The following is a 24,425-nucleotide window of genomic DNA, read 5'->3' as shown; positions in this document are numbered from 1 at the left end:
GGTAGCCATTTTTTTGAAGGTTGAAAAGGGTTCTCTATTTTTATACACTACTTTATATTTATTTTATGATATTATTTTTATAATAATTGAAGAATGGAGTGTAAATGATGCCAAGAGATTCTTTAAAGCCATTTCGTAATCGCCTCGTGACTGTTTCTGGTCAAGTCGTACTTATGCATCATGGAGGTCGCTACGGCAGATATCCTTTTCACAATAATACAAGAATGTTACTTCGAGATTTAATGATTGAAGGACAACCCATTGATCATATTTGGCTCAAAGTTCCTCAAAGATATTACAATAAAAGAAGGAGTATCATAAATCAGCGTGTTAAGTTTAAAGCTAAAATTGTGCCTTATGTTAAAAAAGGTATGCATGGCTTTATTCAAGAATATGGATTACAAAAACGGAGCGGTTTCACTATTATTAATGGAAATCACGAAGAGATACTTGACCATGAAGAAAAATATTTCGATGAAGAACTTACCGTAGAATTCTTCTTAAAAGAACCATAGAAAGCGTATTGTTACCCTCACTTATGGATGAGTGAGCTCACAATACGCTTATTTTTTATAACTATTTATATTTTATTGTAATGTTTTAAGAACGGTCACTACGAATGTGTAGTCCTCGATATCTATTTATTGTGCCAATTAATTCTTGTTTGCGTGGTAAAGCTAAATTACCTGGATGACCTTGATGATGTGAAATCACTTCTAGACCTTCTTGTTCAATACGTTGATATAAGCGATCTGTTGCTTGAGCAAGCGTAACGTCATTGTTGAGTATTTCATTTTTAAGATAATCTAACATCATCGCTAAACTGTTCGTCTGGCTATCATCCACAAGTTGCTCTAAACCAGAAATTTGAATAGGGACTTTCCCATATGTCACTGTATGAAGCCCTTTAGCTTTGAAACGGTCATCTTTCCCTTTCTTATTGAAGCTAGATTTAAGAGGGACTCTAGACGGAATGCTACCAAAGTCTGCATGTGATTGATCGATTCTCTCATAACCTGAAGATTGTGCAATGTCCTTCGCTTCAGTTGTGACATCTTTTAAATGATATTCATCCATCATTAACACTTGATCTGCCACATCAAAGTAGTCTCCAGAACCCCCTACAATAAGGATTGTAGATACGTCATGATGCTCATATAATGGTTTCACTCTATTTGAAAATGGTGTAATCGGTTCTTTCTCAGGCGCAATCAATCTTTGCATGCGGCCATCACGAATCATAAAGTTTGTCGCAGACGTATCTTCATCAATCAGTAAGAGCGATGTTTGTGCTTCTAAAGCTTCCATTACATTCGCTGCTTGAGACGTACTACCACTCGCATTTTCCGTTGAAAATTCAGTCGTGTCTTTCTTACCAGGCAGATGATCGATAAACGGTTGAATATTAACCTTCTCAATACTTCTACCGTCTTCGGCTCGAATCTTCATTGCGTCATGTTGCGTAATCACATACTCTCTTCCATCTCCAGCAATATGATTATAAACACCGCGCTCTAATGCCTCAAGCAATGTTGATTTACCATGGTAACCGCCACCTACAATTAAAGTAATACCTTTGGGAATTCCCATACCTTTGATGGATTTTCCACTAGGTAAGTCTAATTGAATTTCAAACTTTTCAGGGCTTTGGAACTTAATGGCATGTGTCATAGGACGGTCAGATACACCACTTTGTCGAGGTAAAATGGCATCATTCGCAACAAATGACACTAGGCCTCTTTGAACTAATTCATTTCGTATAAACATTTGGTCTATCATCAATTTAACTTGATTGTGAAGTTTTGTTTGATCAAGATGCTCATAACGTAGTGCTTGGTTCACAATTTCAGGTAGTATATCGATAAGTGTGTGTGCTGCAGCTTTACCAAGAATTTTCCGACCAGCTGCAGGTAGTCCCACTTCAATTCGAACTTCTATATCTTTATCATTGATGACTACAGATGTACGTTCTAACATCTCTTGTCCACAACGATCGATAAATAGTTTCCCTGACTTTTTAGACTTTTGCGTTGCTGATTGAATATGTTGATGCATTGATCTTGTTAAGAAGTCACTGACTGCAAGACGCTTATATTTATCATTCAATAAATCATCTGGTATCCCCGTCGTATTTCTATCCATAATGACTCTCATTTTAGAAGGTGGCGCAAACGGATCGACTTGTACATGGTCGATTGCGAGTCTAAATTGGTCAAATTCGTACATTCCTTTCGTACGTTTGTATGCACCGTACTTTTGACCGTCTAATGATTTTAATGTGTGTTCAAGTGCTTGAGCACTTTTCATGTCATACACCTCCGTTCTTAATTTTCGTAACTTACATTTTTTACCCTGAAAATGAAACCCATTAAACGTATGCGATTCGCTTAAATGTAACTATGCGCGCACACTTAAAAATAAAAAACACTCCAAGTTCTCAACATTATATTGAAAACCGGAGTGTGAAATTTATATATTATTCAGTTTTAGCACCTGTACGTTCACGTAAGTCATATTCAATTTCTTCAAGACTACGTCCACGTGTTTCAGGTAAGAATTTAATAACAAATAACATGGCAAGTACACCAATCACAGCAAAGATTAAGAATACCCATTCTGTACTTAATGCATCACTTAAAATTGGGAATAATAATGACACAATCAATGTACCAATATTAAGTACTAACGCAGAGATACCTGTTGCCGCACCACGTGCACGCATTGGGAATAACTCTGGTAACATAACCCATAATACAGGACCCCATGAAATACCAAAGAAGACAATAAATAATGATAAGCATAAGATAATAATCCAAGCTGAAGATGCAATACCAATTGTCCAAATTAATACAGCCATGATGATTAAAGAAGCAATCATCCCAATATTACCCATAACTAATAACTTCTTACGATCGACTCTATCCACTACAAATAGTGCAATAATTGTAACAAGTACATTGACCACACCAATACCTACTGAACCTAAGATAGAGGCTGCTTCGCCTAAACCTGCTTTAGCGAAAATAGTTGATGAATAGAATATCACTGCATTGATACCAATAAATTGTTGGAATATCGCAAAGATACAACCAACGATTAATGTTCGACCTAACCATGGTGACTTAATGACTGTCCATGTAGATTCAGCAATTGCTGAGATTTCTCTCATTTCTTTAATTTCTTTTTCGATTTCACTATCGTCGTATGTAATTTTCATTACTTTACGCGCCGCTTCTTCGCTTCTATTTTCAAGGAGCCATCTTGGACTTTCAGGCATGAAGTATATACCAATCAATAGAATAACTGATGGTACTACTGCAAGACCTAACATCCAACGCCAACCTTCGATACTCGCAAAACCATAGTTAACAAGGTATGCCGCTAAGATACCAATTGTGATCATTAATTGGTTTAATGAACCAAGAGAACCACGGTATTCCGTAGGTGCCATTTCAGATAGATATACAGGCACGGTAGACATTGAACCACCGACAGCTAGTCCAATAATTAATCGACCAATAATCAATAATGCCAGGTTAGTCGAGAAGGCAAGTGTTAATGCGCCAATAATGAATACGACAGCGATTAACATGACAAGACGGCGACGTCCAAGTTTATCAGCTAACGGTCCACTGCTTCCCGCCCCAATAATTGCACCAATTAACATAGAAGATACAACAATTCCTTCTGTTGTACTGTTAAGTGGTATGTCTTTATGTATAAATAATAATGCACCGGAGATTACACCATTGTCATAACCGTAGAGTAAGCCTCCTAATGCTCCCAATATAAAAATCAAATATTTATTTACCTTCATGTAAATCATTCCCTTTTTTAAAAACTAAAACAATTATACGCCTAAAATGAAAGCGTTTCAATTTCTATTTTATTAAAATCGAATTACATGTTACTTTTTGCACTTATTTTTTGGTTAATCATTTTCCATTTGTATGTAAGTAACAAAAATAACACGCCGAGTATTGAAATATAATTCAATTCTCGACGTGTCTACATTTTATTTATCTGTTACTTTCTCGTTTTGAACTATTTCTTTCATCATGCTATCCCAGAAGTCTCTTAAATCGTCTACTGAAATACGCACTTCTGAACTATCTGAACCTACAAAATCACCGTGGTCCCAACCGTGTTTAACCGGCATAACTTGCCATACACCCTTTTTAATCTCTTTTGTTGCAGGTACAAAGGCTTGGTTAAATGGATGTTGTGCTGAAATGACAGACACCAATCCATCGTTGACTCTCCATTCTTTTTCTGGCGCTTTACCAATCACATTTGCTGTTACAAGATAAGAGAATTTGATATTAATATCTGCCTTTTGTCTACCATCTAATGTCGGACGCGTTGATTCTCCTGTGTATGTTTTATACACAATATTTGGATTAAGTGATGTATGTTGATTTAACTTACTCGTACCTTCGCGACTTAAATCGTAAAATGCATTATCTTTCGTTTTCCAAATCTTACTTGTGTTGTTAACGCGTTTCACATATTGCGCGTGCGTTTCACCGTCTCTTTGAGCAAGGCCCCATTGTTTTAAACCTAAATCAACTCTTGAAAGCTTATGCCCTTGAAATCTTGCATAGTCATAAGCAAGTTGACGGATAAATGGTTCATTCCCTACATCAGCAGCATGCGTACCATTATGTGGCGCAGCTAGAGTGGTAATTGAAGAAATCATATTATCCTGTCCGCCTTTAAATAAAGGTGATATGCTTCCGCCGTGTTGCTTTTGATAATCAACCTCTTCTGGATTGCCATTACGTAGCATTTCTTCTAATAAACGTACAGTTTGACCACCCATACTATGACCAATTAAATGAATTTTTTGACCTGGTTGCCATTCACGGTATGCACCGGCGTATGTTTTACCATATCTATCATGGCCATATTTAGCTGCATGGGCAGCGCCGTAATCGACTTTTCCGCCTTTAATATAGTAATATAATTCGACTGCTCGATCATAATTACTACCAAATGCGCTTACGCTGGCTTCACTGACGTTATAACCTTTAGCTCTTAATTCTTGTGTCAATTTAATTCGGTCGCCACCCCAATAATTTCCAGCAAGGGCAGGTCCATTATCTGCAGTATAACCGTTGAAACCATGCACTAAAATGATAGGATCATGATTTTTATATTGAATTTGAGGGAATGCTTTATTTGCTTGTTTTTTAACCTGTTTATCAGTTTGTTGAGCGGATTTATTTTTAGGTGTAGCAACAGCATTTCGTGTTAAAGTATTTAAGCCTTTTTTAGATTGATCATCTTTTTTACCAGGGGCATGTGTATTTGTCATACCGTCGCTGTCTAAGTCTTTTACTTTAAGGTCTTTTTGATTTGCCTGCTTTTGAGTTGTCTGCTTTTGTGGTGCTTTCGTTTGTGGATGCTTGTTTAATGCTTCCACTGGGGCTTCTTTTTTCGCATTTTGAGTATCTTTTGCAGTCACTTGTTGTTTTGGTGATTGTGTGTGATTCGAGTCATTATTTTGAGTCGAGGCAGGATGTGATTTCTTTTGAGGTTGTGCTTGAGTCACACTATCATTATCTTGTTTTTCTAAAGGTTTTATTGCATCATTGTCCCCTTTTTCAGATGACTTTGTCACATTTGTGTTCGAAGTTGATGGTTTCTGAGTATCTTCACTTTGCGGTTCTGCTTTACGTTCAGAAACTTTTTCTGCGCTTGCTTGTTCAGTTTGCTGTGATTGTTCATTTGGATTTTGTTGATTCTCTTGAGCTTGTGACGACACATGGTCATTTTTGGTTTGTGAACTTTGTGATTGTTGGATTTGCGGTTGCTGAGTTTCTGATTTATTTGTTTTAACATTGTCTTGATTCTGTTTGTCTTGAGTTGCATTTTCTTTAGTTTCAGTTACTTTGTCATTATTTTCCGTGTTTGTTTGCGCTTGTTGTTGAGCATCTTCATTATGTATAGATGATGGCGCATTATTTTTAGTTTCTAGTGAACTTTTATTATCATTTTCAACATTCGATTGCTTCTCACTATTTTTATCATTTTCAGCCCCAATAGATTGTGCTATGTGGTTTTCAGAATTCCCTTGAGCGTCTTGTTCTGCGTCTTGTTCTGCGGCATGTGCAGTTTGGCCCCCAATAAATAACATTGATGCGACGATGATTGAAGACGCACCAACACTTAATTTACGAATACTGTACGAGTTCTTTCTGTTTTTCATGTTTTTAGCACCTCTACATCATTTTTTAATTTTGAATTCGGTCTTAAATGAAAATATTTACAATAGCACGTGGGATTAACTCAAAGATTTTACTCAACCATGCTTTTATCATCTTCATGCTCCTCTCTGTTGAAAATAAAATACAAACACCTAAAGGCAACTTCATCATATAAAAACAATATTAAGCCCATATGAATTTACCTTTACATCTTTCTAAAGACGAAAAAAGGGAGCTGAGACATCATTAAATATCTCAGCTCCCTGTTAAATTAGTATATATTTTGTATGGGTATTTCAACTAATTCGTGTTGCTTGGTTCTTACCGTACATAATTGAATCATCATGTTATATTCAACGAATGGTTGAAATGATACTTCTTTATTTTTATAGAATAAAGGTTGCGTCACATCATAAACATCTATGCCGCGTATTAATCCTTCACCTATCATTTTCGTGTAGCTCTCTTTTTTCGTCCAAATTTCATAGAAGTCTTTTAATATTTGCACTTGTTTAAATTCATTTTCCGAAAATTGATGCGCCAAACTCATGTAATCAATCTCTTTCATCAATTCAATATCAAGTCCCACTGGTTGATCATCGATTGCACAAGCAATATATGGAAAACTGTATGAAAGATTCACATATAAGCCGATAGAATGTGCACTTTGAATGTCCACTTTCCCATTTTTCGCAATCTGATACTCCCATTGATTAGGACTCAACTCGCCCCATTGCTCAATACAATATTGAATAAAGAAGTCACCTAACGTATGCATGACACGGTCTTTTTGAAAACGGTACTGTATACGTCTAGGTTTCTTCGCTTGCCGCCTTGATGTTAATAATCTTTGCGCAATCATGTCGATGTCAGCGTTTATTTTTGTTAAAAATACTGTCATTCGTTATTCTCTGTTTTCTTGAATTTGTCAAAGAGTAAATCTCTCCAAGCGCGTAACCATTCAGAAGTTACTACAGGCCATCCATCACCTAATTGCGCGATCACATGTTGCGTCATATCAGAATTAATCTCTGCCGGCACTTGTGATGCATTACCACTACTTAGGCCAATCACCTCATGCATACCTTCATTAATTAACATTTGTTCAAACGCTTCATCACTAATGATATTCATCTGTGTATGATTGGCACCCTCTAATACACTTTGCATCGTTTTTGTATGAGGTGAATAAATATGATAAATAATTGGCTGTGCTTGTGATGCAGCAAGTTTCACAATATGACGTGCGGTTACATCAATAAATGAGAAATCTAGACATGTTTTACCGAAATATTCTCCTATAGATGATGTTTTTAATAACTCATGCATCATGATTGAGAATCGATTTGTTGTAAGATTTTTCATATTTAATGCGCCAGAATATGCACTTGTTAAATTACCTAATCTCATAATTTGTGCGTCTAATCCATCATTGACCGCTTCTAGTACTTTGATTTCACTATAGAATTTACTTTTGGTGTAAGGTGACGTAAATAATTGTTGTTTATAAACATCCTTTTCTGAAAAAGTTCTATCCTCAACATGGGCTTCAAAGACTGCTCCGACGCTAATTGTAGAAATATATATAAACTTCGCATGATGCTGTTGAGCGATGTTTAATAAATCCTCAGTACCTTGAACATTTACATCAATAAACGCCTCATCATCACCAAAATGATCTGTACGTGCGCCTGCATGTATAACGGTATCAATTGTTTCATTAATGCCTAAAGAACCTAAGTTTGTTAAATCGCCCAATACGATGTCTACATTTTTCATTAAGTCAGTTACATGTGAGTTATCAAAATAACAAGTCAAATTCTCTTGTAATTTGTATCGTGCCTCAGCTATGTCATGACCTCTCACAATACATGTCACTTTATCCGCATAACCTTGTAACTCATTAATGAGATATGCACCTAGGAACCCTGTCGCACCAGTGAGTAATACGTGACCCAATGCGTTTTGAGTAGGCGCAGTGATATCTTTTCGATATCGGCGTTCAACTAAAGCTTGTAACTGAGGTAAGTGATCCGGCACATTGACCGCTACCAACTCATTATCCGTCTCAAATTGTTCTGCTAAATGGCGCACCGTTTTATATTGGTATACATCTTGCATTGTAATGTGAATATCTTGTGATTTAAGTTTCGACACTGCAACCATGGCATCAAGGGACGTTCCGCCTATTTCGAAAAAGTCATCATCAATACCAATCATAGGCACCTCTAAAACTTCAGCAAATATTGATACAAAGGTTTGTTCCATGTTATTTCGTGGTTGGACAAAGGTATTTCGTTGAATACGAGGTCGAGGTAACTTCGATTCATCAACTTTGTCATTCCGTGTTAAAGGAATCTCATCAATTGCTGTTAATGTTTTAGGAATCATATATTTCGGTAAATAATGATTTAACTGTCTCGCCACCTCTGATTCTTTTTGATCACTTCCTACAAAGTAGGCATGGAGTATTTCGTGGTCATTTTGTTTATCAACAATTACTACACTATCAGAGATATCTTCCACAGAATTAATGACATTCTCAATTTCTCCGAGTTCTATTCGATACCCATTTACTTTGACCTGTTTATCAATGCGTCCCATAAATTCTATTTGACCCTCATGCGTATATCTTGCTAGGTCACCACTTCGATATAATTTACCTTCTCCAAATGGATTGTCTATAAATGATTCTGCTGTCAGTTCAGGTCTATTTAAGTATCCAGCTGTTAGACTTTTACCTGCAATACACAACTCACCTGATATACCCACGCCACATAGTTTAGTTCCAGAAAGAATATACACTTGTATGTTAGCTAAAGGCTGACCAATAGGTATCATTGATGGAATAGGTTCTCCTTTAGAGTAAGACCAATTCGTAGCAATAACTGTTGATTCAGATGGTCCATATGCATTGAAGTACGTATCACAATGTTGAGAAATGTGTCGGACAAATGCTGGCGTACTTGTTGCGCCTCCTGTAAATAGTTTAGAAATATAAAAGTCTTTCATCACATTACAAACTTGTAGCGGTATCGATGCAGCAGTGATGTGCTCTCTCGCAATGAGTTGTTCTAATTGTTCCGTGTCTGTCCGTTCATTGTCATTCGCAATCACAAGTTTATAACCATTTAACAGCGTACAATAAATTTCCATAGCTGACGCATCAAAGACATAGTTGTGATATTGCATAAATGTCTCTTCTTCTGATAATGCCAGCCTATCGGTCCATGCATTCACTAGATTTAAGATGTTGCGTTGTCTCACCGATACACCTTTAGGCATACCTGTAGTTCCAGACGTATAAATACTATACATTTCATCTTCTAGACTGCCCGCATATTCTGAAAATGATTTTTCAATAGGAATCTCTGTATCAATGGATTCAATTGGAATCGTTAATACATTTGAATCATAAGTGACACCATACGTCAGTATTGCTGACACTTCCGCATCTTCAAGGATATGTTCAATACGTTTTTCAGGATTTGTCACGTCAATGGGTACATATGAAGCCCCTACTTTCCAAGAAGCCACCATACATGCAATCATTTCAAAACTTCGCTCTGTTAATAATGCAACACGTTCACTAGCTTTGACTCCGCGTTGGATTAGTGCGTTTGCTATACGATTTGCGTATGTGTCCAATTCACGATAAGTCATAGAGTGACCACTAAGTTTAAGCGCCACGTCATCACCTTTACGATTCACGATGTCGTTAAATTGTTGTTGAAGAGATTTATTTTCCGGGAAATCTAATGAATGACGATTCACATGTGTCTCAACCCATTCCAACATTTGTTGATTCTCTTCAATATCTTGAATCTTCAATTCTTGAGTAGATATGACATGGCTGATAATGTTTTCAAGTTGTTCAGCCATATGACGAATCGTGTCGTCAGCATATAAATCAGTATTATATTCAATATTAACTACATAATCATCTTGATCTTCCTCAATAATGAATGATAGGTCGAACTTCGCTGTTGTTGATTGAGGAGGTATGTGCGTCAATTGACTATGACCAAAGTTTGCATGATTCGTTTCATTGTTTTGCAGTACAAGCATAACGTCAAACAATGGATTACGAGAAGCATCTCGTTCATCTATAAGATCGTTAACAAGACTTTCAAATGGATATTCTTGATGTTCATAAGCGCCAAGGCTAGTCTCTTTAATTTCAGACATCAATTGTTCCCACGTCTTATCATCTGTCGGATGGCCACGATAAACCAGTGTATTCGCAAACATACCGAGCATATTTTCAGTGTCACGATGTGTACGCGCACTAATCACACTACCGATAACAATGTCATCTTGGCGTGAATACTTGTGAAGTAACACCATAATCGCACTTGCAAAGAACATGAAATCTGTCATTTGATGTTGCTCAACGTAAGATTGTAATTGTGTCTTAAGTGCTTCATCAAAATGGAATGTCATCATATTTCCATTTGTCGTTTTAATACTTGGTCTAGGGTAATCTGTCGGCATATTTAATACAGGAACCTCATCTTCAAACTGTTGTAACCAGTAACGACGTTGTTTACTTAAGTCTCGATTTGCCATCCATTCGCTGTAATCTTTATATTGCAGTGCCAATTCAGGCAATTCTTTTTCTTGATACAATGCATTTAAATCAGCCAATAGAATGGTATTACTCATGCCGTCGTTAATACTGTGATGCGTATCGATAAATAAATAGTCTTCGTGAGGTGCATGAATATATCTCACGCGCATTTGACTCGGTTGTTCAAGGTTAAATGGCTCTGTATATGCCCGGATAATTTGTTGTTCATCTGTATATCTTGTTGTTACTTCTTTAAAGTCAGCCTCAACATCGTTTGCAATACGTTGTTTCACTTCATTTTCATCAATCACATATTGCGTTCTTAAAATTTCATGTCGTGCGATGAGTTGATTGAGTGCACGTTTCAATTGCGCCACATTCAACTCTGATGTCAAACGCCACAAGAACGGAATATTATAGACTGTATCTTCTGGATTGACGCTCCACAATAGATACATACTCTTTTGAACAGCACTCAATTCATATTGATATGCGGACTGTGCTTTCGGTATAATCTCAAAGTCCTCATTCTTCATTTCCATAATATGCTGGCTTAACTGTTCTACAGTCGGTAACTTCATGATATCTCCGACTTTAAGACGCTTTTTAAGTTGAGCTTCAATACGGTTTACTACTAACGTTGCGCGTAATGAATGTCCTCCAAGTTCAAAGAAATTATCTTTGATCCCTACTTGGTCCACATGTAGTATCTCTTCAAAGATACGACAAATCACACGTTCTCCATCATTACGTGGTGCGACATAATTTGATAGATCTACCATCTCAATATTCGGTAAGGCACGTTTATCTAATTTTCCATTTATTGTAATTGGTATTTGATCTATTTTCTTAAAATGAATCGGAATCATATAATCAGGCAATGTTTCGCTCAACACTTCTTTTAAGTGACTTGTCGATTGTGGTTGTGAAGCTTCATAATATGCCACGATCTGTTTATCTTGTTCGTGTTCACGTACAATCACGACAGCTTTATTAATATCTCTGATTGCTTCTATCGCTTTCTCAATTTCTGAAAGCTCGATTCTAAATCCACGAATTTTAACTTGCTTATCGATACGACTGATGTAATCGATATGCCCATCTTCTTGAAGACGTACTAAGTCACCGCTGCGGTAGAGTCTTTCATTTTCAAAAGGTGAGGTAACAAATCTCTCAGCCGTGAGCTCAGGTTGATTTAAATAGCCTTTCGCTAAACCAACGCCACCTATACATAATTCACCAGGAATACCTACGCCACATAAATGGTCCCCTTGCATGACATAAACTGTCGTGCCATTAATTGGTTGACCAATTGGAATACGTGCTGGCATTTCTTCAGGTATCGCATACGTTGTAGTAAATGTTGTATTCTCAGTAGGTCCATAACCATTAATGATTTCTGGATGACGCTGACGAGAATTTAATAAATTCACCCATTTGGCATTGAGCACTTCGCCTCCAATCAATAGATAAGTCAACGGCTCTAATACTTCAATGCGTTCACTTGCAATTTGATTGAAAAGAGATGACGTCAGCCACATCGTATTGATTTGATTGACAGCAATGGTTTGACCTAATTGAGTTGGGTTTAGCAATGTATCCTTGGAAGTAATGATTAAACGTCCACCATTTAACAATGCACCATAAATTTCAAACGTTGCTGCATCAAAAGCCACAGTTCCTGAGAGTAAAATGACTGTTTCATAGTTTAATTCAACATAATTTGGTTGATGTACTAAACGATCAATACCTTTGTGCGGTACTACGGTACCCTTAGGTTTGCCTGTTGTACCAGATGTATAAATAATGTATGCCGTATCTTCAGCAGTATTGATTTGGCTCGGATTTTCCAAATGGTTATCAGCATACCAATCGATCTTCTCAAGTTGAATTTGAGGTACATCTGAATAGAGTGTTGTTTGGTACGTAACGACAGCTTTAGGCTGTGCATCTTCAATAATATAAGCCGTTCTATCATCAGGATAATCTGGATCAATAGGTAAATAACCTGCACCAGATTTCAGAATACCTAACATTCCTACAATCATATCTAAACTACGCTCTGCTAAGAGTCCAACAATATCATTAGCTTGAATATCATATTCTGTTCGTAAGTGATATGCTAAATGATTCACGCGATGATTTAATTCAGCATATGTCATAGCATGTTGTTCAAATTTTAACGCTATTTTGTCTGGATGTTGTGCTACCTGATATTCGAAACGCTCAATCACTGTTTGGTAATTTTTAGCACTTGATAAATGACGATTGATTTCTTGATAAAGATGTTGATCCTCTTCATTACAAAGTTGTATATCTTTAATTAACATTGATGGATTTCGTGTTAATTGCATATAAATATCTTTTATTAAACGCATCAATGTCTTAATAGTTAAATTATCGTAAGCATTCGCATTATATACTAAATCAAACCCATCCTGTGCACATGGATAAATTTCCAAATCGGCTAACAATGACGTATCACTATATAATCGATGTACTTTATGCGTAGTATGATTCAATTCAAAACGCTTGATAATTGTTGAAGCGTGCACTAAAGTTTCAAATTCAACGTCACTCGACATCGGATCTGCCATGAAAGATGTTCCATTTTGCATCATTTCTGAAATGACCGATTCCCATTCATTCATGATTGTTTCAACTGAATGAGACCCTTCGATATTTAAACTTAATGGTGCTACATGAGTGTTGATAAGCATCATATCGTCTGTCTTGTCATAATTGAGTGGAAATTGAATTCCTAATGCCACATGATTGGACTGACTCATAAAGTAATTTGCCAAATATGTGCTTATAACGAGTCGATTCATATCAAACGACTCAACTTGAGCGTGAAGATGTTCAACTTCTTTGTGCTCTGTATTGTTTTTAATTGGCATATATGACTCGTACTCACTATCAGCACTCAATACTTTAAAATGCTCTAATTGAGTATTGTCCTCAACATGTGCAAAATCTTCGTTCATGTCTTTAATCATATTATAGAAATCAGAAACCATATGTTCGTGGAATAAACCATAATTATAAGCAATATTAAGTTGTCTGAAGAAGTCGCCCAATTGACTATCATTAAAAATCATAGAGTGAAAATCTAAAAGTAAGAAAGTGTCATCCAAAAATTGATAAATTGTAAAATTAAATAGAGGTAATTGATTGAAATAGTAGGAATTTAGTTCTTGTCTGAAGTAAGCCTCGATATCGAGATTTTTCGCCTTTTGATTGATATCCTTAATTTGAATAAACGGGAAAAATTCTCGTACATCGATTCTTAGTTGTTCATTATTCATTTGAAATGTAGATCTTAACATTGGTTGATGTTGTACAACATCTAGTAGCGCGTACATCAATCTGTGACGTTCAATGTCATTATCTAATTGAACCCAATATGTCACCCTTTTAGTAGTTGAAGATGTTTGTAAATATTTATTATAAAAATATTGTTGAAAATGCAGTGTGTCTATTGTCATTCAAGTCCTTCCTTTATACTCATACTTTATAATACTCACTAACATATAACTTACATATTTCTTTAGATACGCTATATATTAGTACATTTAAACACATTAAAACAATTGCTTGAATGATATTTTTACAAAAACTTAATAAATAATTTTTGCGTTTAATTACGAGCAATTCAGTAGGTTATTGAATGTGTTTTACATCATTTTTGATTGATTAAAGCTTTTCCATTAAATTGACGAACTCCTCCATATAATAGGAAACTGCCTACCATAAGAAGTACAAACATATAAATCGTCATGCCCACGGAATTCAGAAATACACCTAAAATAATGCCAAATCTTGCAAGTAAATTAGCAAAATGAAAGCTTAACGCATTTACCGCTGAATACGTTCCTCTTTTGTCAGCGGGTATCACTTTATATCGTTGTTCTCCAAAAATAGGAGAATAAATCATTTCGCCAAATGTTGCAATAATCATAAATATGATGAGTAAACTCAATTCATTTAAATATGTAATGCCTGAATATCCGATAACATAAAGGATAAGACCAATGAGAAGTGCTTTTTCATTGTTCATTTTCAAGATGTACTTAGAAATAAAATACGTGAGTGCTATAACTACAATCGTATTCGTCATAATTAAAATAGAGTACATTCTCACCCCATCGATATGGATATGAAATAGAGAAATCGTCTCAAATTCCTGTTTTAATCTTATAGAAATATAAGACGAAGTAGATAACTCACCCATAATAAGAATGCTTGATCCTATAATTAAGTACATGTAAATTTTGTCTTTTAATACTATCTGGTATTGATGTAAAAAGCCTTTCAAACTACGCGTATGGTTTAAAGGCATCTCTTTCTCTTCAGCGTTTGAAACATAACTTTGATCATTAGGAATCCAAATGTATAATGCGAAAAGTACAAGCGTGAAAATAACAAAAGCTATAAAAAAGAGTGCTGACTTATTCAAACTATACATTGTTCCCCCGATAAATGCGCCACAAGCCACAGCCACATTGATTAGCCAATAACTCACTTTATAAATGTAATGTTCAACTTCTGGTGTAATCGCGTCCATTATAATTGTGTCTATTAATGGCTGTGCCATGCCGGATGAAATGCTAAATATTGAATACGCGATGCAGAATAAAATAATAAATATAAGTTGATTTGAAATTGTTACTGCCATCGTGAGTAAACTTATACATAAAATGACTTGGTAAATGAGTAAGGTACGTTTCTTAGGAAACCGTTCAATGATATGCCCTGAAATCATTGAAATCGGAAAGTTAAGTAACACTAACATAAAGAGAAACACACCCGAAAAAGTTTGGTTTACCATATCAGATAAATATAGCGCCATAAAAGGTAAAAATGCCATTGTTATTAAGTTCTCAAAAAAACTACATATCAATCTCACTTTTAAGGTGATGCTCATTTTCTTCATTTCATTGCCCCCTTTATATTTTTATTTGTTTTATCGGGCGGTGAAATCACCATGAATAATTATAGCCTGCTCTGTCACAATTTTGGTTATATTAATTTCTCAAAATATGTCATAAATAGTAATTTATTCAATAACTATGCAATTGGATTTAAGACATTTACTAAAAATCAAGGAAAAACTCCGTGAATTCTTCGTTTTATAAGTGGTCTAGTAGTCTAACGTCACTATACCGTTAGTCTTCCTTAATGAGGGAAAAGCTATTTACCTTTAAAATTTTATTACAAATCGATTTGTTCATATGATTTTATCGATAAAATCATGATTACAATCGTCTTTTCTGTTTATCGAAGTATGTTATTGTAAAAGAAAAAAGGAGTTTCAATATGGGTTATATCTTTTTATGGATATTTGCGATTTACGGTTTGATTCGATTTGTTTTTGGAATTGGAAAGGGTATAGCAAGTCTGATTAAAGGTATGATTAAAGGTGCCATTGATGGCTACCAACATCCCGAAAAATATCCAAATTATCTTTCTAAAGAAGAACAAAGACGTCAAAATTTCAGAAAAGAACGTGCACGTCAGAAAGATGCTTAAAATTTAAAGATGGTCGTTTACCTATTCCCCAGGAAATGACCATCTTATTTTGTTGAGTTAGTTGTTGAATTTACATATTGATTTTACATTAGACTTAATAAGATAAGCTGTCGTGTATAACTTTGCAACGAAGCAATGTAATTACCTTGATAAAACAATTCATTGAATAACGTATCAGATGATCGAGTACTGTGGGGATGACTATTCTTAAAAGGCATGCTTAAGTACCTAACTGTCGTCTAAGAAAAGAAAAACTGGCCCTCACTGTATGAGAACCAGACTATAAGATTTATTCCTTTATGAAATTACGTAATATTAGATAGAATTATTTAACTCGTTTACCATTTTCATCAAATTTAGCAACTTTACCATCAACAGTCGTGTAAGTGGCTACAATCTCACCATCTTTATTACGACAATTGACTTTCCAATTACCATCTTTTTGCCAATTCACAACGTCCCACAGATATTTATCAGTATCTAATGGATGACCTTCTAAATTATTAATAAATTGATACACTTGGCTACTACCGTGAGCCATGATAACACCCTTTTCTTTCATTTCTCTATAAGATAAACCGTTATATTTCCATTCATCATTAGCTATTGGTAATTGGTTACTTACATGCATCTTATTAGCTAATTCTGGTAAAGCTTTATTCTTTTTGACTTTATCATAGACTTCTTGTGTACTATATTCCTTTCCCTGTTTGAGCAACTGTTTATAATCTTGGAGACGGATCTGAGAACCACCAAGTATAATCTTATCGTTACTAATGCCAACGATTGATTGGAAACTATGATTACTTGGATATACTGAATAAAACTTCATACCTTTAGGTGCATTTGAAAATTTAGGATAATTGACTAAAACAAATTGATTAATTATTCGGGGGTCGTCTTTGTCATTTTTATATGCTCCGGTTAAGATGTTGTTCTTAGTAAGTGTATATTGGCCTTTATCATCAGCACAAAAAATGAGCGCTAATTTTGTTTTATCAGGTAGATTCTCTACTTTGTCTTTAGCTTTAAGGTTTGTCTGTGTATTGTCTTCTGAATTCGTTTTGTTGGATGAATTTTCCTTTTTGGATTTAGTTTCTGTTTTGTTTTGATTCTTTTTCTGATCTGATGAATTGTCTGAGTTACATGCGACTAGAAATAGTGTCAAAGCTGTTGTTATGGCGAATAATTTTTTCATTCATTTGAATCCTCTCGATGTTATTTCATGGTGTAGTGGATTTCTTTATTTATAAATATATTTTATTATAATGAAATTATTTACTGAATGCGAACTCATTTTGTAAGTTAACTAACAAAATTATTCTTTCTTTTTATCTTTTTGGGCATTTTCCCATTCAACTGCAAGTATTAGTAGTGCTACAGCTATCAAAATTATTGTTCCTATTAAATTTAAGTGTAATAATCCAGTTTTATATGTGTAGATAAATCCTATAGTTACTATGACTGGGACAACAAATCCTAATAATTTAATACCTGTTCTAGATAAAAAATAATGAACTGCCATGGTAAGCACAAAATATATTATTGGCAAAAATCCATGTAATTGTTCCATAACTTAAAATATCCTCCAATATTTAAAATAGTTATCTTTTCATTTAATTACTTTTCTATCTTAACGTAACAATGTCACTTATTCATTATTTTTTAAATAATTAATAAATTCTTGTATTGTTTTCTCATTATGTTTTCCATCTTTAACTACTGCTAAAAATGATATAGCTGCATCGAAAGGTTTTCCGAGTGAGACCGCTTCAATCATTTCATCATTAAAGAAGTGTTCATTTTCTACCATTAAGTTGGAGACAATACCTATCCCAAGTCCCTCTGCAACTGTTCTCATCAATACAATCGGATTTGTAGTTTTGAATACGATTTTGAGTGGTCCATGTGTTTTTTCGAATTCTTTTAGCTGATGATGATAAAATCCTCGATCATATAGAATAAATGGATAGTCTTGTATTTCCTCTAAATTGACATAGTCCCTGAATGTTAATTTAGACTTTTTAGGAACGAGTAACTTAAATTTTGTTGTGAGATTCAATGATATTTCTCTGACTGGAAGTGTGTTTTCTTCAGTTTCTGGCTTTCCGATTAAACCAATATCTATATCTCCTTTATCCACCATATCTACAATATCTTCACGATCTGCTTCTTTAACTTCGACATCTACTTGAGGATAATCATTTTTAAAATGTGATAGTGCTTTAGGTACAATTTTATGGAAAAGTGTGGGTATCGTCGCAATTTTCAATGTACCTGCAATATCTGTTTTCATATTTTGAACTTCTACTAATAAATCATTTTGAGATTCTAATATTTCTAATATATATGGTATAAGTCGTTGTCCTTCTTCAGTTAAAAATGTTCCTTTACGAGAACGTTCAAACAATTTATAACCTATTTCTTTCTCAAGATTCGCAATTGATTGACTCATCGCAGATTGGCTAATATGCATTTTCTCACTAGCATGTATCATCGATTCCATTTCATAAACTGTCTTTACATAAGCAAGTTGTTCAAAATTCATGTGTTCACTCCCCACTTTTATATTAGTAACGCTTATTAATACTTCATTAATTCTAATTATACATTAGTAATATTAATTATTATAATATATGGGTAATACAATTATATGTACGGGAAAATTCAATCATTTTAGGAGGGAAATAATGGAAACACGTCTTTGGACTAAGGACTTTTTATCCGTGACGTTCGTGAATTTCTTTATGTATTTAATTCACTACATGTTAATCGTCACGATAACTGAATATACAATAGACGAATATCATGCATCTGAAAGTGTTGGCGGTTTAGCCGCTGGTATATTCATCATAGGTATGTTAGCGGGACGTCTTGGTTCAGGTAGAATTATTGATAATCTGCAACCTAAATTAGTATTACTTTCAGGTACGATTTTCTCTGTAATTGCAGTAGCACTTTATTTCACAATCAATAGTTTATGGGTATTGATGCTTATTCGTTTAATTCACGGTATTGCTTTCGGATTTTCATCAACTGCAACAGGTACGATTTCTTCTCGAATTGTTCCTGAAGATCGTAAAGGCGAAGGTATCGGCTATTATGGTTTAAGTGTCACATTAGCATCTGCAATTGGTCCGTTTTTAGGTTTAGTTTTCAATAAGAATTTAGGTTTCGAATCTATCTTCGGAATTAGTTTAATCAGTATCGTTGTTGCACTTATATTAACGTTCTTTATTAAAAAATTGCCTGTCTTAGGTAATACAACAGAAAACGAAGAACGACCTAAAGGTATTCATGCCTATTTACAAAAAGAAGCTTTACCTATTTCTATGGTAATTGTACTCGTTGGTGTCGCATATGCCAGCGTCCTTTCATTCTTATCTATTTATGCTGAAAAAATCAATTTAGTTACTGCATCAAGTTTCTTTTTCGTTGTTTTTGCAATAGTCACATTTGTTACTCGTCCGTTTACAGGTAAAATTTATGACAATTATGGTGAAAACAAAGTCATGTACCCTGTATTATTCAGTTTTATGATAGGACTCGTTATCTTAGGTTGTACACATTCTAGCCTAGTATTATTAATTGCGGCAGCATTTATTGGTTTCGGTTACGGTACCATCGTGCCAACTGCTCAAGCTATTGCGATTCAACAATCACCGCCTAATAAAATGGGACTTGCTACATCTACTTTCTATATTTTTACAGACTTCGGTGCAGGCATGGGACCATTTATTCTTGGAATGATTATTCCATTCTTAGGTTACAGAAACCTATATATCCTAATGGGAGTCGTAGTTATTATTGCTATTATCATTTACTTCTTTGTTCATGGTAGACATCACACAAAACCATTTAAAACTAGAGAAAATGAATAGTCACTTTGTTTTTTGAAAATAATACGGTTAGCAGTTTCGTCATGAAATTGTTAGCCGTTTTTTTATAAAATAATTTACGATTAGTATCTGAAAAATAGGTTAAATGAAATATAGATAATAATATTAAAAATGATATAAAGGAGTTTTGTTATGAAAAAGATAACTATTCTATTAGCAATAGCCATTATTTCATTAGGTCTTGTCGGCTGCTCAGATCAATCAAGTGATAGTCACAAATCAAAGCATCACTCTGATAATAAACATCACTCAATACATAATACTAAAATTCCAAAAAAGATATTTAGCAAAACTGATAAAGATAAAGACATTTCTAAGCCAACAATGAAAAAAGATATTAAACTTTATTTGGATAGTGATAGAAAACTAACCGATGCTTTAGAACCATATCAAGATAAAATAAGCTCTGAGAAAAAGTTATCGAAGAAACAATTGAATAAATTTAAACATATTGTCGATTTACAACACAAAAATAATCATAGATTTGATGAATATATCAATAATAATTCATTACCTAATCATAAATATGAACTATATACTAAAAAAATAAATGATTATACAGCTCATGTTGATCAACTTTATAAAAAAGAACTGAACATTGCGAAGGAAGGGAGCAGTGTTAAAAAAGCAAGTAAGTTAGCTGATACAGATAAAAATGTTAATGGTAAAGAGCAGAAACAGATTGAAGATTTCTTAAAAGAAGAAGATATAAAAACCATTGCTTATGATAAATAAATGAGTTGAATGTTGATACTATTTAAAGGCGCTCAAAGACAGAATCCTGTTACTTTGAGCGCTTTTTTATTTTTATTATTGTTTTACGTGAAACATATATGTAAAATACATCGATGATTCATCAGCATTATCAATTTATAGGGAAGCGAGTATTGCCTCAACTATTTTATTGGCTTTCTTATGTAGTTTATTTGTTTGATAAACTTCAATAAATGCACGTTTAATGACTTTATCTAAATGGTTTGTTCTAAAATCGTCTTTTAAAATTTGAGTTAAAATATCTTTGTTATTTTTAAAAATCTTTTTCAAAATCAATGCCATATCTTCCATAAATATTTCGAAATCCTGTGGATTTTCATTTGGATTTATAAACGGGGTAACTTTCCCTCTAATATTTAATAACCTAAATATATCTTGATCATACTTTTGTTCAAGTTGAGGAGACAATTGAATTTCATCAAGTACCTTTTCACTCTGAAATTCATGAAATGCGAAGTAAACTTCTTCATCGGCTAAAGTATAAATATGAGAACTTTGCGGTTTCACCTCACCATAACGTGCTTGATTTTTACACAACTTACACAAATAAAGTTTGATTAAAATAAAAGCTGCATTTTTAATATAAATTATATTTTCAGTTTCATTTTCATCTAACTTTTCATCAGCTTCAGTAAATAATTCATTATGAAATTGAATCATTTTATCCAAACGTTGATTTAATAAATATAAGGTTAATATATTTTGTGTAATTGTCACCCCTCCTTTATAAACTTATTTTATCATTAACGATTCTATATATTCATATAATAATTTTTAAAGCCATAAACACAATGATTTAAGATGAATATCCCACATAAGTGAATTTAAATCTAACGCTTGGAGATTCCCCCATCATTTGTCTATGGCTTTATCTTAGGTTATTTTATTGTACGTCGTTTTTCTCTTCTTAATATAAATATGCTACCTATGATTAATAGTATAGCTGCAATAAAGCTAATGATACTTTTAGTAGTTTTACCTGATTGTGGTAGGTTTTGATCTTGTTTTTTAGTTTTACTCTCTTCTTTGTATTCATATTTAGCTTTTTCATGGGGTTCCGAAATTGACGTTTTGGTGTCGTCTTGATGTGATTGCGGTGTTTCTGAATCATCTCTCACTTTTTTATTCACTTGAGGATTTTCTCTAGTTGTTGTCTCTAATTTAACTCCCTTAAATGACTCTGAGTTTTTATTACTCTTTAATGGTTGATATTCTAGTTCATTTGAAGTACTGTCATCTTTACTTTCATGTTTTGTACTTTCAATTTTCCTATCATCTTTATTATTAATGTCTGTGTTTGAATAATCATTTTCAGAAGAAGCGCCTAAATTGGGTTGAGTCGATGAAAGATGATCTTGAGTAGACTCATTCATAGAAAGAATTTCAAATGATAAATTAGTGTAATTTGTAGGTTCTGACAATTCATCAACGACTGCAGTAATATTACCATACTCATCTTCTGCACTAACATGTGAAAATTTGTAAGTCGATGCAGCAATATTCTTAGGAATCTGTAGTGCAATATCGGCCATCCACGTACCATCTGGTAAACGTGTCATATCTTTAGCATATGCAAATTTATTAATACCATCTAAACCTATGTAAGGTGCATTAACGAATCCTAATGAAACTTCTTTAAGTTGACTCGCATCTTTAATGTGAACACGTGCATGTATTGTATTACCTGGGTAATATTGCTTCTTATCAACCGTTACGCCAAGAATTTGTGGTGCTTCTGTATCCACTGCTTCTTTATTCTTAATGTTAAATTTAAGATGATCTGTATTCATTGATGATGGAGCTAAACCTGGCGCCACAGTATCTCCATTGCCACTTGCATCGTCAGCGACAACTGCTGCAAAACTAAATGATGTATCTCCAATTTTATCAGGAATCTTAAGATTTATATCTACAGTCCATAGTCCATCTTGACTTTTATGCATATTTTCAGGCTTTGCAATTTCATTGATTGAAGACGTTCCCACACGTGTGTCGTTGGAAAATCCGATTGATACGTCACTGAGTTGACCTGCTTCTTTAATTGTTACACGTGCTTTCACTGTCTCACCTGGTGCATATGTATGCTTATCTATATCTACATCTATAATTTGTGGTGCTGTAGTATCATGATCAGATGAACCTTGATTTGGCTCACTTTGATTTAGTGAATGTGGTGCCGTTGTTGCTAGTTTCGATGAACTTCGTTGCGACGAAAGTTTAGGAGGTTTCTTTGTCGATACCGTTGAAACATCTTTCCCGTTAATCGAGTTGATTTCTGATTCTTTATCTGACACTTGTGTTTCATCATTGCCCGATGACGTAGTCGCGTGTACCCCTTCAGTTTGAGAATGTTGCTCTGCTGCGGAAACATCCTCATGCCCACTTAAAAAGATAATGCCTCCGATAACGATTGAACTTGCCCCCACTGCAAATTTTCTAATACTAAATTTGTGTTGTTTTATCATGTTAGTCTCCAATTATATAATAAATTTACAGTATAAATTTCCGTTTATTTAATATTACTTTACGTTGCATGTATATTCAATATAATTTTTAAGTAACTGGAAATATTTATCTTTTATTCACTTGAAAATTAATCTTCAGAACTTCAAGATCACGATTGTAAAATTTTGATTTGCTATGTAATTAAATTTGAATGCAGATGTAATAGACAAGATAAATAAGGAGGATGAAACTAGATCGTTTCACCCTCCTATTTTTACCTATTCAGTTTTAAAAGAATTTTGAGTAAATTACTCTTTTTCATTGTTGTCTTCATCTTTTCTACGACGTTTAAATAGTAGTAATAATGCACCTAGACCTGCAAATAGAGAACCAAATAGAATCCCTTTACTTCCTTTCTCTTCACCAGTTTCTGGTAAATCCGTTTCACTATTGTTTTTACCATAGTTTGCTTTACTATGATCACGTTGCGATTGAATAGGTTGTTCTTCTTGGTTGTTAGAAGTATTTGTAGCACCGTTTATCTTTTGATGTTCATTGTGATGAGTATAACTAGGTTTGGATTGATTTCCGTTTGTTTGATTATCATCATTGTTTGACTGTGATTTATCTGGATGATTTACATGCTCATTATGACTAGGTTTCTCTACATGATGATTGTTTGAACCTTTAGAATTGTTATGCTTGTTTGGTTCTGGATTCACTCCATTATGATGGTTTGGATTATCAGGTTTAGCATTATTGCCGTTGTGATGATTTGAATCATCAGGTTTATCGCCTTTTCCATGTTTATGAATACCTTCAACTATGACATCAGATGGTTTTGATATGTTACCTGATGTGTCCGTTGCTGTCACGCTGATGTGATCTCCACCTTTTAGATGTTCATCGATCGGCACTTCGATGTGATAGTTGCCATCTGAGTCTGCTTTCCCCTCTGCTGTTTGACCATCTGGGAATGTGATGACTACTGTTGAA

Annotated in this window: 16 protein-coding genes; 4 read left to right on the top strand and 12 right to left on the bottom strand. The window is 34.3% G+C overall.

Going from position 1 to position 24,425, the window contains the following annotated elements; translation table 11 throughout:
• Window positions 1–104: 104 nt before the first annotated feature.
• Window positions 105–515, top strand: a complete 411-nt coding sequence (locus tag HMPREF2580_RS11235; RefSeq protein ID WP_141756905.1) for a hypothetical protein — start codon at window positions 105–107, stop codon at window positions 513–515.
• Window positions 516–600: 85 nt separating this feature from the next.
• Here HMPREF2580_RS11235 and HMPREF2580_RS11230 read toward each other — a convergent pair whose 3' ends face one another.
• From HMPREF2580_RS11230 to HMPREF2580_RS11205, 6 genes are all read right to left on the bottom strand, one after another.
• Window positions 601–2,307: an ABC-ATPase domain-containing protein gene (locus tag HMPREF2580_RS11230; RefSeq protein WP_070833123.1), complete on the bottom strand. Its 1,707-nt coding sequence runs from the start codon at window positions 2,305–2,307 to the stop codon at window positions 601–603.
• Window positions 2,308–2,476: 169 nt separating this feature from the next.
• Window positions 2,477–3,817: a glucose transporter GlcP gene (locus HMPREF2580_RS11225; RefSeq protein WP_070833120.1), complete on the bottom strand. Its 1,341-nt coding sequence runs from the start codon at window positions 3,815–3,817 to the stop codon at window positions 2,477–2,479.
• A gap of 198 nt (window positions 3,818–4,015) precedes the next feature.
• On the bottom strand, window positions 4,016–6,211 hold the full coding sequence (lip, locus tag HMPREF2580_RS11220) for a YSIRK-targeted triacylglycerol lipase (protein WP_070833117.1): 2,196 nt from the start codon (window positions 6,209–6,211) through the stop codon (window positions 4,016–4,018).
• 269 nt (window positions 6,212–6,480) lie between these two features.
• The gene (ausB, locus tag HMPREF2580_RS11215) at window positions 6,481–7,110 is read right to left on the bottom strand and encodes an aureusimine biosynthesis 4'-phosphopantetheinyl transferase AusB (RefSeq protein WP_070833114.1); all 630 of its coding nucleotides are present in this window, start codon (window positions 7,108–7,110) and stop codon (window positions 6,481–6,483) included.
• A complete protein-coding gene (gene ausA / locus HMPREF2580_RS11210) occupies window positions 7,107–14,267 on the bottom strand; it encodes an aureusimine non-ribosomal peptide synthetase AusA (RefSeq protein WP_070833111.1) in 7,161 nt (2,386 codons plus the stop codon). Before ausA ends, ausB begins: the two co-directional genes overlap by 4 nt.
• Before the next feature lie 194 nt (window positions 14,268–14,461).
• Entirely contained in the window at window positions 14,462–15,715 is a 1,254-nt protein-coding gene (locus tag HMPREF2580_RS11205; protein ID WP_070833108.1) for an MDR family MFS transporter, read from the bottom strand.
• 383 nt (window positions 15,716–16,098) lie between these two features.
• Between HMPREF2580_RS11205 and HMPREF2580_RS11200 the strand changes: the two genes are divergently transcribed.
• A complete protein-coding gene (locus HMPREF2580_RS11200; RefSeq protein ID WP_002444818.1) occupies window positions 16,099–16,311 on the top strand; it encodes a hypothetical protein in 213 nt (70 codons plus the stop codon).
• A gap of 325 nt (window positions 16,312–16,636) precedes the next feature.
• Here the strand turns inward: HMPREF2580_RS11200 and HMPREF2580_RS11195 are convergent, their stop codons facing one another.
• From HMPREF2580_RS11195 to HMPREF2580_RS11185, 3 genes are all read right to left on the bottom strand, one after another.
• The gene (locus HMPREF2580_RS11195; RefSeq protein WP_070833105.1) at window positions 16,637–17,509 is read right to left on the bottom strand and encodes a hypothetical protein; all 873 of its coding nucleotides are present in this window, start codon (window positions 17,507–17,509) and stop codon (window positions 16,637–16,639) included.
• 120 nt (window positions 17,510–17,629) lie between these two features.
• Complete coding sequence (locus HMPREF2580_RS11190) at window positions 17,630–17,884, bottom strand: hypothetical protein (protein WP_070833102.1); 255 nt, start codon at window positions 17,882–17,884, stop codon at window positions 17,630–17,632.
• A 78-nt stretch (window positions 17,885–17,962) separates the two neighbouring features.
• Window positions 17,963–18,859: a LysR family transcriptional regulator gene (locus HMPREF2580_RS11185; RefSeq protein WP_044466675.1), complete on the bottom strand. Its 897-nt coding sequence runs from the start codon at window positions 18,857–18,859 to the stop codon at window positions 17,963–17,965.
• Between the two features lie 142 nt (window positions 18,860–19,001).
• On the opposite strand from HMPREF2580_RS11185, the gene HMPREF2580_RS11180 reads away from it, so the two are divergent.
• A complete protein-coding gene (locus HMPREF2580_RS11180; RefSeq protein WP_037541763.1) occupies window positions 19,002–20,192 on the top strand; it encodes an MFS transporter in 1,191 nt (396 codons plus the stop codon).
• Window positions 20,193–20,342: 150 nt separating this feature from the next.
• The gene (locus HMPREF2580_RS11175) at window positions 20,343–20,945 is read left to right on the top strand and encodes an NDxxF motif lipoprotein (protein WP_070833099.1); all 603 of its coding nucleotides are present in this window, start codon (window positions 20,343–20,345) and stop codon (window positions 20,943–20,945) included.
• A gap of 135 nt (window positions 20,946–21,080) precedes the next feature.
• Here HMPREF2580_RS11175 and HMPREF2580_RS11170 read toward each other — a convergent pair whose 3' ends face one another.
• The 3 genes from HMPREF2580_RS11170 to HMPREF2580_RS11160 all read right to left on the bottom strand — a co-directional run.
• Complete coding sequence (locus tag HMPREF2580_RS11170) at window positions 21,081–21,701, bottom strand: hypothetical protein (RefSeq protein WP_235309990.1); 621 nt, start codon at window positions 21,699–21,701, stop codon at window positions 21,081–21,083.
• A 161-nt stretch (window positions 21,702–21,862) separates the two neighbouring features.
• On the bottom strand, window positions 21,863–23,449 hold the full coding sequence (locus tag HMPREF2580_RS11165; protein ID WP_070833096.1) for a YSIRK-type signal peptide-containing protein: 1,587 nt from the start codon (window positions 23,447–23,449) through the stop codon (window positions 21,863–21,865).
• Between the two features lie 288 nt (window positions 23,450–23,737).
• Window positions 23,738–24,425 (bottom strand): Ig-like domain-containing protein (locus HMPREF2580_RS11160; RefSeq protein WP_141756904.1); only part of this gene is annotated, 688 nt, incomplete at its 5' end.

Origin of the sequence: Staphylococcus sp. HMSC036D05 (assembly GCF_001836225.1) — a bacterium.
Lineage (GTDB): Bacteria > Bacillota > Bacilli > Staphylococcales > Staphylococcaceae > Staphylococcus > Staphylococcus caprae.
Note: the sequence above shows the minus strand (reverse complement) of the source record. Positions and strands in the feature narration are given on the sequence as shown.